Raw genomic sequence first — 13,131 nt, 5'->3', positions numbered from 1 at the left:
CCTTTCTTTCGTCACTCTGACACGGTGCCAAATGCTCAAGTGAGTATTTGGCACATTATCCCGCTTAAATTACATAGAGTAGTATTTAATCATTTTCACGTCCCGGTGAATGGGCGGCATTTTGTTGATTTATTCTATTTCTCCCCGCAAATAAACAGCGCGATCTACCTCTCGTTATATGCCTTTTCTGTATAAAAATGGCCATAAGCACACAATGAGTGTTTGTTTTTTAACCATTCCTATACCAGTCTTTATTTGCCTGCTGTTTGAAACGCAATTTTATACATGTGTTTGAATGCGTGTATTTGGTAATTAAATTTCGTAAGTCATTACATTTTTTGTGTTTTGAGGCAGGAAAAATGAAAAAACGACAATTTGACTGAAATGGCTGGCAATACAGTGTTTTGCAATCTCCATGGGATATTGCTAATTATCTGAATTTGTTTGTTTTTGTTGTTTTTGCTCGTGGTTTATCAGCGGGTGTGCATTTGCAATTACCCCTCTGCTACGGCAACGTGTTGGCCATGTTTTAGCGTCATGGGTGGCGGTAATCGTTCGGGAATAGTGTGAACAGTCACCTGAAAGTCGTGATTAATTTACAGTCTTAAGGGAGCTAAGCAGAATGGACAGACATCCGTCGAGCCATGAAGTGAAATTATCATTACAGACCCCGCTCAATGCGGAGCAGGCTGAGATCCTCACCGATGATGCCTTCTTGTTTGTCGAGCGATTGGTGCAGCGTTTTGCCGGTCGCGTCCCCGCTTTATTAGCCGCGCGTGAAGCCCGTCAGCAGCGTATTGATGAAGGCGCGTTACCGGACTTTTTACCCGAGACGCAGGCGATTCGTGACAGTGAATGGAAAATCCAGTCGATCCCGGCGGATCTGCAGGATCGTCGCGTGGAAATTACCGGCCCTGTTGAGCGCAAAATGGTGATCAATGCCCTGAACGCAGATGTGAAAGTGTTCATGGCTGACTTTGAAGATTCCTTTGCTCCCGCCTGGCCGGCGGTACTGGACGGTCAACGTAATCTGCGCGATGCAGTCAATGGCACCATTGCCTACACCCAACCGGAAACCGGTAAGCAATATGTGCTAAATGACGACCCGGCGGTATTGATTTGCCGTGTGCGAGGGTTGCATTTACCGGAAAAACATCTGCTGTGGCAGGGAGAGCCTATCCCGGGGTGCTTGCTTGATTTCGCGCTGTACTTCTATCACAACCACAAAGCGTTGCTGGAAAAAGGCAGCGGCCCCTACTTCTACTTGCCGAAATTGCAGGCGCATCAAGAAGCGGCATGGTGGAGTGAGGTGTTCAGTTTTGCAGAAGATGAGTTTGGTTTGGCACGAGGTACCATCAAAGCCACGGTGCTGATTGAGACACTGCCTGCCGTGTTTGAGATGGATGAAATCCTTCATAGCCTTAAAGAGCACATTGTGGGTCTGAACTGTGGCCGTTGGGATTACATCTTCAGTTATATCAAAACCCTGCGAAATCACCCGGATCGCATTTTGCCTGATCGCCAAGTGGTGACCATGGAAAAACCGTTCCTGAATGCCTATTCCCGCTTGTTGGTGAAAACCTGTCACCGCCGTGGCGCGTTTGCCATGGGCGGCATGGCGGCTTTCATTCCCTCCAAAGATCCAGAACGTAACGCGTGGGTGCTGAATAAAATCCAAACCGACAAATCGTTGGAAGCCACCAATGGGCATGATGGCACATGGGTGGCACACCCTGGGTTAGCCGGTACGGCGCGAGCGGTATTTGATGAGGTATTGGGGGAGTGTGCTAATCAGCTCGATATTGACCGCCAGGCGGATGCGCCCATTACCGCTGCCGAATTGCTGGCACCGTGTGATGGGGAGCGTACCGAAGAGGGCATGCGACATAACATTCGTGTGGCGGTGCAATACATTGAAGCGTGGATCAACGGCAACGGGTGTGTGCCCATTTATGGCCTGATGGAAGATGCCGCCACCGCAGAAATTTCCCGCGCCTCCATTTGGCAATGGATCAAACACGGCAAGACCTTGAGCAACGGCCAAGTGGTCACAGCGGCCTTGTTTGAACAGATGCTCAATGAAGAGATGGAAGTCTTAGTCGAAGAGTTGGGACAGGCCACGTTTGACGGCGGACGTTATGAAGAAGCCGCTGCCATGATGTTGCGCCTGACCACCAGTGATGAGCTGGTTAACTTCCTGACTTTGCCGGGCTACGAATATTTGCCTTAACAGCACAGACACTCGGCCTGGTTGTAAAGTGCCGCGTGAACAGAACAACAAAAGCAAAAGTACACCGCCCGCCGCCGCTGCATGTTCGGGTGACGACACCACATGTGGCGCTGAGTGGGCAGGAAAGCAATGCGTTTAATCCAATAATGACAGACGGATCGGTTTATCGCCGAATGACACGAGGGACATCACGATGACATTGACTCGCCAACAACAAATCGAAGCATTGGAAAAAGACTGGGCTGAAAACCCACGTTGGAAACACGTTAAGCGTACTTACACTGCCGAGGAAGTGATTAACTTGCGCGGCTCGTTTGCTCCTGCCAATACCATCGCTCAGCGTGGTGCCGATAAGCTGTGGGATCTGGTCAATGGCGGCGCGAAAAAAGGCTATGTGAACTGCCTCGGTGCCCTGACGGGTGGTCAGGCGGTGCAACAAGCCAAAGCCGGTATTGAAGCCATTTATTTGTCAGGCTGGCAGGTGGCGGCAGATAACAATACCGCCTCAACCATGTACCCGGACCAATCGCTCTATCCGGTGGACTCGGTACCTGCTGTGGTCACCCGTATTAATAACTCGTTCCGCCGGGCAGATCAGATCCAGTGGGCCAACGGCGGCTCACCGGAAGAAGGGACGGATTACTTCCTGCCGATTGTGGCGGATGCCGAAGCCGGCTTTGGTGGGGTGTTAAATGCCTATGAACTGATGCGCAACATGATTGATGCCGGTGCAGCAGGGGTGCACTTTGAAGATCAGCTGGCCTCGGTGAAAAAATGTGGTCACATGGGCGGTAAGGTCTTGGTGCCAACGCAAGAAGCCGTACAAAAGCTGGTGGCAGCCCGCTTGGCGGCTGACGTAGCTGGAACCACCACATTGGTGATTGCCCGTACCGATGCCAACGCGGCTGATCTGCTGACTTCAGATTGTGACCCATACGATAAAGACTTCATTGTCGGTGAGCGTACTTCCGAAGGTTTCTACCGTGTGCGTGCTGGGATTGATCAGGCCATTGCCCGTGGCTTGGCGTACGCGCCGTATGCGGATCTGATTTGGTGTGAAACGGCCACACCGTGTCTGGAAGAAGCCCGTAAGTTTGCCGAAGCGATTCATGCGCAATACCCGGATCAGCTGTTGGCGTACAACTGCTCGCCATCATTCAACTGGGAGAAGAATTTGGATGCCGAGACCATTGCCAAGTTCCAGCAAGAACTGTCGGACATGGGCTATAAGTACCAGTTCATTACGCTGGCGGGGATCCACAACATGTGGTTCAACATGTTTGAACTGGCGCATGCGTATGCGCAAGGTGAGGGCATGCGCCACTATGTAGAGAAAGTGCAGCGTCCTGAGTTTGAAGCGGCAGAAAAAGGCTACACCTTTGTGGCGCATCAGCAGGAAGTGGGAACCGGTTACTTTGATAAGATGACCAACACCATTCAGGGCGGGAATTCATCGGTGACCGCATTGACCGGGTCGACCGAAGAAGATCAGTTCTAGCCAATCCCTTTATTTAGATAATCTAAAGGAGCGCCGGTGTGCGCTCCTTTTATTTGCTCATTTGTCTGAGTTATCAATAAGGTGAGTGAGAAAAAGTAGCATTGATTGCATATGGGTGTGAAGTGTCTCGCTAATGCATCAGTTACTGACCAAGTTTGTCAGGAACTTGCCAAACTCAGCCGATAATATGGTTTAATTCAATGCGTTATCGTAAAGAGTGGGTGTCTATTCGGTGATATACCTGTACAGCAGCAGGTGGCCTGACAGCTTATTCTTGCGCAGGATAGGGCATTGGGGTCAGTGAAGCATGCAAAAAATCAGTTGTTTATTGCTGGCGCTTATCAGCTTGCCGACGCTGGCTGAGACCCATCACTGGCGGGCAAAAGTGGCCAAAGTGAAAAATGCCTCCCCATGGACGGTGACGTTGCAGGTATTGCCAAAAGCACCGACGATCAGCGATTACCGCACGCCAAAAGCAGATAAAGAGCTGGTGTGCGAAAAAATTACCTTTCGTTTTGATATTCAGACCGACTCGCTGGTGGATGCCCTGCGGCATAAGATGACCAAGCTCAATTACAAAACCGAGACCGAGCGGGCGATTTATTTCCTTGAATCTCACTTAGACAGCCAAGCCCCGTTTCATTTCCAAATCTTCCCCAACCAGTCGACCAGCACCCGTTTGATTGGCTGTGAAATTCACTTCAGCCGCCTCAATGTGGATGCTGCTCCGCCTGAAAGCACGGCGCCAGTCCTCACTATCTACAATAACGCGTTATAAACGCATGTATTTATAAAGGCGATGTTTCCAAAAAGTCACGGTTTCGTTGTATTGGCCGAGGGTTGCTGCTGACTGAAGTGCAGCGCTGCGTGCTGAACTTGCGGGTAAATGCGATGAAAGGCCTGCTCAAAGGTGTGATAGTGCTGGTGGATCACCGCCGGACATGCCGCCAGTTGGTGCAAACGTGGGCGCCGTTGTGCCATGCGTGTTAATGCCAGCGTGATGGTGTCGGCATGCTGGTATTGCAACAACCACTGTTGCTGCCACATGCGGGTCATCATGGCGGTAAAGGTGTCGGGGGGCGATTCATCAAAGCGGTGAAACGCGAGCTCGGCGTCATTAACGAAGCGCGGCAGCGGGGACGGATCATACTGCGCCCAATGCTTGGCCAGAAAGTGATCCCAAAGTATATCGAGTGCGATCCCACTGACTCGGCGTGTGTCTGGCGTAAAATGGGTTCGGCACGCCACAACAGCAGGCAGCGCATCAATATAGCTGTCGACAAAGCGGTGCAGGGCGATGCCATTGGCGACGGGGGTACTGTACTGACGATACGGATCGCCGCGCACGAAATCCCCCAGTAAATTGCCCATCAGGTGGCTGTTGCAGTGCTTTGCCACATGCAGGTGAGCCAGAAAGTTCATGCGAGTGACTTTCTGGCTGCCGGTGGATGTGTACAATCTGGTTTAAAACTCTTCGCTCTCATATTCGTCCGGCTCTACCTCTTCTTGGATCTCCAATAAGTTTATCGCGATAGAAACGAAATCGGTATCTGTGATGATCCCCACCAGTTCATTGTGGCTCACAATAGGTAAGCAACCGATGCGGTGTTTTTGCATATAGAGGGCGGCGTCTTTTAAACCGGCCTGCGGACTCACACTGCGTAAATCACGGTGCATGGTGTTGCCTAAAGGGATATCAAGGGCGGTGATCATAGGGCTGGTGGACAGGCGCTCTAGGCTGGATTCTTGCGCCGCCAGAATGTCTCGCTGGCTGATCAGGCCAACTAATGCATTGTCTTTATCAGTGATCGGAATGTGATGGATATGGTGTTTATCCATCAGGTATTTCGCATCAGCCAAGGTGTGGGATGCGCTCAGGGTATACGGGTGAGGGGTCATCATATCAGCAACGGTAAACATATCAGCCTCCTTACTGCCCGCACCTGCAGGCTTCATCATTCTTTCTAATCGTGCGCTGCTTACCTTTTGAATGTAGCGAATCCTATCGCCACAACCTATGACCCCAGTCAAATAATCGACAAGTTATTTTGTCGTGTCTCACTTGTTTCTCAAATGTTAACTTTAAGAATCTGCAATATACTTAATAAATAACATGCCATATAGGAATAAAGATATGCCTAAGCTGTTGTTTATTTTGCTCTGTTGGTCTGCATGGTTACCGTTCACAGCCAGTGCTGAAGAACCGGTGATAGAACCTCGGATCATCGGGGGGATTGAATCGGAAGGGGGCGAGCTGCCGTGGCAAGCCTACATCAATATGACCTTTCGTGATGACAATGGTGATGAGCGCACCTTTATTTGTGGTGGTGTGGTAGTCCGTCAGGATGTGGTGATCACGGCGGCGCATTGTATGCGAAACGGCACGCAAACCGTGTTACCGGAAGATGTCATGGTGTGGGGCGGGATCACCAGTATCTTCAATGCCAGCCGCAGCACTGCCGTGTCAGTTAACCGCGTGATTTTGCATCCCTCCTATAACTCCTCCCGCTTTGCCAATGACATTGCGATTTTGCACTTGCGCGATCCGCTGCCTGAAGAAGCCATGCCGATTGCTATCGCCACCGATGCAGACCAAGCGCGGGTGGATGATGATTTTGCCAATGGCTGGGTCGATAATGCCGAACGTGTGGCGAATCTCTTAGTGTCAGGGTGGGGCAGTACTGAGCCGAGTACCACCAGTTCGGGGTCAACCCGCTTACGGCAAACCTTGCTATCTGGCGTGCCGGATACCCGTTGTGATCAATTGTGGGGGGCTAACATCAATGTGTTGGATTACCCCATTTATGTCTGTGCCGGTTCTGTGGCGCCGGATTTAGCCCGTGACAGCTGTTTTGGTGATTCTGGTGGCCCGCTGGTGTGGCAGGATCCACAAGCCATTGCGGACAGTGATTTTGGTTTGCGTCTTGTCGGGTTAGTCAGCTTTGGTGAAGGCTGTGCTGGTCGTTTACCGGGGGTGTACACCGAAACCGCGACCTATCTGGAGTGGATTGAATCGAATGTCGGGGCGCTGCCTGATCAAGCCTCGACATTCAGCGTGGATCCGTTTTTGTCTGATTACAGCGGTGCCGGGGAGGACATCATTGTGTTCCCTGATGGCTGGAGTGACGGTGACAGCGGCGGCCTGATGGGCTGGCTATCATTACTGTTTTTGAGTGGATTGGCGCACTTACGTCGCCGTCGTTAATCGCAGATTCTTGCATCGGGCCCGGTCAGGTGATCTTTGCTTGATCTTGCAGTGTGGCAGCCTATACTACCTGCTTGCTGTAATTTAGGGCCCTAACGATGCAAGTTTCTGATTTTCATTTTGACCTTCCTGATGAGCTGATTGCTCGTTATCCACAACCTGAGCGTACTGCGAGCCGCTTGCTGCAACTGACCGGTAATACTGGTGAGTTAGCGCATAAAAGCTTCAAAGATGTCCTGGATCTTGTCCAGGCCGGCGATCTGTTGGTATTCAACAATACCCGCGTGATCCCTGCGCGTCTGTTCGGCCAAAAAGCCTCAGGCGGTAAAATTGAAGTGCTGGTTGAGCGCATGGTGGATGACAAAACAATCCTAGCCCACGTACGTGCGTCAAAAGCACCGAAGCCGGGCAATGAATTGTTGTTGGGTGAGCAAGGTGAATATCAGGCGGAAATGGTTGCCCGTCATGATGCGCTGTTTGAAATCCGCTTTAACAGCGACAAAACCGTGCTGGAAATTCTGGAAGATGTGGGCCACATGCCGTTGCCACCTTACATCGACCGTCCTGATGAAGACGCAGATAAAGAGCGCTACCAAACCGTGTACAACGCCAAGCCGGGTGCGGTTGCGGCGCCAACGGCAGGTCTGCACTTTGATGATGCCCTGATGGCAGCGCTGAAAGAAAAAGGCGTGAACTTTGCGTTTGTGACCCTGCACGTGGGGGCGGGTACCTTCCAGCCAGTGCGTGTGGACAATATTCATGATCACCACATGCATGCGGAATACGTCGAAGTACCGGCAGAAGTCGTGGAAGCGATTAACACCACCAAAGCCAACGGGGGCCGTGTGGTGGCAGTGGGTACAACGTCTGTACGCTCACTGGAAAGTGCCGCGCAAGATGCCCTGAAAAAGGGCACAGAATTGAAGCCATTCTTTGGTGATACCGAGATCTTTATCTTCCCGGGCTACCAGTTCCAGCTGGTGGACGTGTTGATCACCAACTTCCACCTACCTGAATCGACGTTGATCATGTTGGTGAGTGCTTTTGCCGGTTACGACCACACCATGAACGCGTACCTGCAAGCGGTTGAAAACCAATACCGTTTCTTCAGTTACGGTGATTCCATGTTCATCACTCGCCAGACGAATTAATCACCAATTACGGGATTAAATTCAGTGAGACTTAAGGCTGCATTTGCTAAAATGCAGCCTTTGTGTTTTTTAGGGGGCGGGGAAAAGCGCATTGGCGTTTTCCGCGTCCTTATGATTCTTCCACTAGGCTTTATACCTAGCGGAAAAAGAACCGATAGATGTGTCTTCATTGAGGCGTTTATTGGTCGTTATTTGCCCTGAGTATTGTGCCCAGGTGCAAGCAGTCTCCCTGAGCGCGGTTGCTTGGGGAGGAGATGTCAGATTGTTTCTCTGGCTGTTGGAGGCTTTGTGAAATTTGAATTAGATAAAACGCAAGGACGTGCCCGTCGTGGTCGTCTGCAGTTTGAACGCGGTACGGTAGAAACGCCTGCGTTCATGCCAGTGGGTACTTACGGTACGGTAAAAGGCATGACGCCGGAAGAAGTGAAAGAGACCGGCGCACAGATCCTGCTAGGTAACACGTTCCACTTGTGGCTACGTCCTGGTCAGGAAGTGATGAAAATGCACGGTGACTTGCATGATTTCATGAACTGGCAAGGTCCTATCCTGACCGATTCAGGCGGCTTCCAGGTATTTAGTTTGGGTGCAATGCGTAAAATCACTGAAGAGGGTGTGCACTTCCGTAACCCTGTAAACGGTGACAAGATTTTCATGGACGCAGAAAAGTCAATGGAAATCCAGTACGACCTAGGCTCTGACGTTGTGATGATCTTCGACGAGTGTACGCCATACCCGGCGACACACGATGAAGCGAAGCAGTCAATGGAGATGTCTTTGCGTTGGGCACAGCGTAGCCGTAACCACTTTGACAAACTTGGTAACAAAAATGCCCTTTTTGGTATCGTCCAAGGTGGTGTATATGAAGACCTACGTGATGTGTCTGTAGATGGCCTGACGAAGATCGGTTTTGACGGCTACGCCGTTGGCGGTCTGGCTGTTGGTGAGCCAAAAGAAGACATGCACCGCATTCTTGAACACACATGTCCACAATTGCCGGTAGATAAGCCACGTTACCTGATGGGTGTGGGTAAACCAGAAGATTTGGTGGAAGGTGTTCGCCGTGGTATCGACATGTTCGACTGCGTAATGCCGACCCGAAATGCCCGTAATGGTCACCTATTTGTGACTGGTGGTGTGATCAAGATCCGTAATGCGAAACATAAAACAGATACAACCCCTCTCGATCCGCACTGTGACTGTTACACTTGTCGAAACTATACGAAGGCGTATCTGTATCACTTAGATAAGTGTAATGAAATCCTTGGTGCGCGATTGAACACAATCCACAACTTGCGTTACTACCAGCGTTTGATGGAAAGTATCCGCAAGGCGATTGACGAAGATCGTTTCGATGCATTTGTAGAAGAATTCTACGCGCGTCGTAACCGTGAAGTTCCACCATTAAATGATAATCAATAATCGAGGACGTTAGTAAATGAGTCTGATTTCTCAAGCACACGCAGCAGCAGAAGGTGCACCACAAGGCGGCGGCATGCAGCTTTTCATCATGCTAGGCCTATTCGCGGTCATTTTCTATTTCATGATTTACCGTCCACAAGCGAAACGCGTTAAAGATCACAAGAACCTGATGTCTTCTATGGGCAAAGGGGACGAAGTGCTAACTAATGGCGGTCTAGTGGGTAAAATCACGAAAGTTTCAGAAGAAAATGACTACATTGTTATCGCGTTAAATGACACAACTGAAGTTACTATCAAGAAAGACTTCGTTTCTGCCGTTTTGCCAAAAGGCACAATGAAGTCTCTGTAACAATTTGCTTTGAAGGATCACAGCAGTGCTAAACCGTTATCCCTTGTGGAAGAATCTGATGGTGGTGTTCACACTGATCATCGGTTTGCTTTATGCACTTCCCAATGTTTACGGTGAAGATCCAGCGATACAAATCTCCGGGGCGCGTGGCGCCTCGGCAGATATGTCGACGTTGGATGCCGTCACCGAAGATTTAAAACAAAACAACATTTCCTACAAATCTGTCGCTTTCGAAAACGGTACTGTACTGGTCCGATTCAACGACACTGATACCCAGATCAGTGCCCGCGATATTCTTAATGAAGAGCTGGGCGATAAATTCGTTGTTGCTCTGAACTTGGCGCCGTCTACGCCGAAATGGCTGCAGTCAATTGGCGCATCTCCAATGAAACTGGGTCTTGACCTTCGTGGTGGGGTGCACTTCCTGATGGAAGTGGACATGGATGCTGCGATGGAAAAACTACTGAGTCAGCAGGAAGAAACTTTCCGTACTGAACTCCGTGAAGCCAAAATTCGTTACGGTGCGATCAGCAAAACCAAAGATGCCGTTGAAGTGCGTCTGCGCGATGCTGAGCAGCTTAACGAAGCAGAAAAAGCGCTGGAAAAACTTCATCCAGACATGATTTTCGTCGAGAAGCGCAACAATGTGCTTTCTGCGACATTCACCGATGCCCGTTTGCAAGAGATCCGCAACTACGCTGTGGATCAGAACATCACCATTTTACGTAATCGTGTGAATGAATTAGGTGTGGCTGAGCCACTGGTACAGCGTCAGGGTGCAAACCGCATCGTGGTGGAACTACCAGGTGTTCAGGATACCGCGCGTGCGAAAGAAATCTTGGGTGCAACAGCGACACTGGAATTCCGTGAAGTCGACAGCAATGCCGACCTAGGCGCCGCCGCAGCAGGTCGTGTACCGGCTGGCAGCGAAGTGAAATACACCCGTGATGAGGTACCTGTGGTACTGAAAAAACGTGTGATCCTAGCGGGTTCTCATATCACTGATGCAAGCTCAAGTGCTGATGAATACGGTCGTCCACAGGTTAACATCTCGCTAGACAGCGAAGGTGGTAGCAAGATGACAGCCTTCTCACGTAACAACGTGGGTAAGCTGATGGCGACAGTCTTTACCGAATATAAAGACAGCGGTAAGCGTGAAGAAAGCGGTAAAGTGATTCTGGAAAAACACGAAGAAGTGATCAACCAGGCGACCATTCAAACGGCGCTGGGTCGTAACTTCCGTATTACCGGTATTGATTCACAAGCAGAAGCGCACAACCTGGCATTGCTACTGCGTGCCGGTGCACTGATTGCGCCTATCTCTATTGTAGAAGAGCGTACCATCGGTCCATCTATGGGTCAGCAGAACATCGACATGGGTCTACAGGCAATGATGTGGGGCATGTTAGCCGTTATGTTGTTTACCCTGTTCTACTACCGTCGATTTGGTCTGTTTGCCAACGTGGCACTGATGATGAACCTGGTGTTAATCATTGGTGTGATGTCGATGATCCCTGGCGCGACCATGACGCTACCGGGTATTGCCGGTATCGTATTGACCGTGGGTATGGCAGTCGATGCAAACGTACTGATTTTCGAGCGTATTCGTGAAGAATTGCGTGAAGGTCGCAGCCCACAGCATGCGATCCAGCAAGGTTACGCGAACGCCTTCAGTACTATTGCCGATGCGAACATCACCACTCTGATCACCGCAATCATTCTGTTTGCCGTGGGTACAGGTGCGGTGAAAGGCTTCGCCGTGACATTGTCTATCGGTATTATCACTTCGATGTTCACTGCCATTATCGGTACTCGTGCGCTGGTTAACCTAGTGTACGGCGGTAAGCGCGTTGACAAGCTATCGATCTAAGGAGACGCTGACATGTTTGAATTAATGAAAGCGGATAAAACGGTCGATTTTATGCGCTGGTCGAAAGGGGCATTCGTCCTTTCTGCCATTATGATCATCCTGGCGATCGGTACTGTGACCACACAGAAGCTGAACTGGGGCCTCGACTTTACGGGCGGTACGTTGATTGAAGTAGGCTTTGAAGAGCCCGCTGATCTGCCGAAAATCCGTGAGTCTTTAGAAGCCGCCGGTTTTGGTGATGCGATTGTACAGAACTTCGGTACAGCCCGTGACGTAATGGTCCGTCTGCAGCCTCGTGAAAATGTGAAAAGTGAAGATTTGGGTAACCAGATCATCGCGGCATTGAAAGAAGGCACAGGCCAAACCGTTGAAATGCGTCGTATCGAATTCGTTGGCCCGAACGTGGGTGACGAGCTGGCAGAAGCCGGTGGTCTAGCGATTCTTGTCTCACTGCTGTGTATTTTGCTGTATGTCTCTATTCGTTTTGAATGGCGTCTGGCGGCAGGTGCGGTATTGGCACTGGCACACGACGTGATCATCACGATCGGTATCTTCTCGTTCACACAGATTGAGATCGACCTGACTATCGTGGCGGCATTGCTGACCGTTGTCGGTTACTCGCTCAACGATACCATCGTGGTGTTCGACCGTATCCGTGAAAACTTCCTGCGCATGCGCCGTGAAGATGCTACGGAAGTGTTGAACAGCTCTATCACGCAAACGCTGAGCCGTACGCTGATCACCTCAGCAACGACCTTGTTCGTGGTTATCGCACTGTTCCTGAAAGGCGGCAGCATGATCCACGGTTTCGCGACAGCCTTGCTGATCGGTATTACCGTGGGTACGTACTCGTCTATCTACGTGGCATCTGCGCTAGCGCTGAAGCTGGGTATCAAGCGTGAACACTTGATGCCAACGCCGGTAGAAAAAGAAGGCGAAGAGTTCGACGCGATGCCATAAGGCACTGTGTTGACCTAACGCAAAATCAAACGGAGCCTCAGGGCTCCGTTTTTGTATATGGGGATAGAGCAGGGACGAGTCATGCTGCGCGTCGAGGGATGAGATCCGAGTAAGAGCGGAAAAGCAAAGACAAAAGCGGCACTATGGTCCTGAGGTTCTATGGGGATAGAGCAGGGGCGAGTCATGCTGCGCGCCGAGGGACGAGATTTGAGTAAGAACGGAAAGCAGAAAATAAAATACGTGTTAAGAGAGGCCATTAAGATCCAATGGTAAGAGCAAAAACGAAATTGCTTGTATTCATTGTTCGATCTGAAATCCTGTCCATAGGTCCATAGGTCCATAGGTCCATAGGTCCATAGGTCCATAGGTCCATAGGTCCATAGGTCCATAGGTCCATAGGTCCACAGGTCCATAGCCTGGGCTCTTTGCCCTTACTCGCTCCTCGTACC

General features: G+C 50.5%; 11 protein-coding genes. 9 read left to right on the top strand and 2 right to left on the bottom strand.

Going from position 1 to position 13,131, the window contains the following annotated elements; genetic code table 11:
• Window positions 1–622: 622 nt before the first annotated feature.
• From aceB to ABT58_RS18180, 3 genes are all read left to right on the top strand, one after another.
• On the top strand, window positions 623–2,230 hold the full coding sequence (gene aceB / locus ABT58_RS18190) for a malate synthase A (protein WP_047875876.1): 1,608 nt from the start codon (window positions 623–625) through the stop codon (window positions 2,228–2,230).
• A 193-nt stretch (window positions 2,231–2,423) separates the two neighbouring features.
• Window positions 2,424–3,728: an isocitrate lyase gene (gene aceA / locus ABT58_RS18185; protein WP_047875875.1), complete on the top strand. Its 1,305-nt coding sequence runs from the start codon at window positions 2,424–2,426 to the stop codon at window positions 3,726–3,728.
• A gap of 307 nt (window positions 3,729–4,035) precedes the next feature.
• Window positions 4,036–4,506: a hypothetical protein gene (locus tag ABT58_RS18180; protein ID WP_047875874.1), complete on the top strand. Its 471-nt coding sequence runs from the start codon at window positions 4,036–4,038 to the stop codon at window positions 4,504–4,506.
• 35 nt (window positions 4,507–4,541) lie between these two features.
• Here ABT58_RS18180 and ABT58_RS18175 read toward each other — a convergent pair whose 3' ends face one another.
• Window positions 4,542–5,150 (bottom strand): acyl carrier protein phosphodiesterase, encoded by a 609-nt coding sequence (locus ABT58_RS18175; RefSeq protein WP_047875873.1) that lies wholly within the window; start codon window positions 5,148–5,150, stop codon window positions 4,542–4,544.
• A 42-nt stretch (window positions 5,151–5,192) separates the two neighbouring features.
• On the bottom strand, window positions 5,193–5,648 hold the full coding sequence (locus tag ABT58_RS18170) for a CBS domain-containing protein (protein ID WP_047875872.1): 456 nt from the start codon (window positions 5,646–5,648) through the stop codon (window positions 5,193–5,195).
• Between the two features lie 214 nt (window positions 5,649–5,862).
• Between ABT58_RS18170 and ABT58_RS18165 the strand changes: the two genes are divergently transcribed.
• The 6 genes from ABT58_RS18165 (at window position 5,863) to secF (ending at window position 12,682) form a co-directional block, all read left to right on the top strand.
• A complete protein-coding gene (locus tag ABT58_RS18165; RefSeq protein WP_047875871.1) occupies window positions 5,863–6,933 on the top strand; it encodes a S1 family peptidase in 1,071 nt (356 codons plus the stop codon).
• 98 nt (window positions 6,934–7,031) lie between these two features.
• A complete protein-coding gene (queA, locus tag ABT58_RS18160) occupies window positions 7,032–8,084 on the top strand; it encodes a tRNA preQ1(34) S-adenosylmethionine ribosyltransferase-isomerase QueA (RefSeq protein ID WP_047875870.1) in 1,053 nt (350 codons plus the stop codon).
• 288 nt (window positions 8,085–8,372) lie between these two features.
• A complete protein-coding gene (tgt, locus tag ABT58_RS18155; protein ID WP_047875869.1) occupies window positions 8,373–9,503 on the top strand; it encodes a tRNA guanosine(34) transglycosylase Tgt in 1,131 nt (376 codons plus the stop codon).
• A 16-nt stretch (window positions 9,504–9,519) separates the two neighbouring features.
• On the top strand, window positions 9,520–9,852 hold the full coding sequence (gene yajC, locus ABT58_RS18150; RefSeq protein ID WP_047875868.1) for a preprotein translocase subunit YajC: 333 nt from the start codon (window positions 9,520–9,522) through the stop codon (window positions 9,850–9,852).
• Window positions 9,853–9,877: 25 nt separating this feature from the next.
• Window positions 9,878–11,722, top strand: a complete 1,845-nt coding sequence (secD, locus tag ABT58_RS18145; protein WP_047875867.1) for a protein translocase subunit SecD — start codon at window positions 9,878–9,880, stop codon at window positions 11,720–11,722.
• Window positions 11,723–11,734: 12 nt separating this feature from the next.
• On the top strand, window positions 11,735–12,682 hold the full coding sequence (secF, locus tag ABT58_RS18140) for a protein translocase subunit SecF (RefSeq protein WP_047875866.1): 948 nt from the start codon (window positions 11,735–11,737) through the stop codon (window positions 12,680–12,682).
• Window positions 12,683–13,131 lie beyond the last annotated feature (449 nt).

The organism is Photobacterium aphoticum, assembly GCF_001029435.1.
GTDB classification, from domain to species: Bacteria; Pseudomonadota; Gammaproteobacteria; order Enterobacterales; family Vibrionaceae; genus Photobacterium; species Photobacterium aphoticum.
Note: the sequence above shows the minus strand (reverse complement) of the source record. Positions and strands in the feature narration are given on the sequence as shown.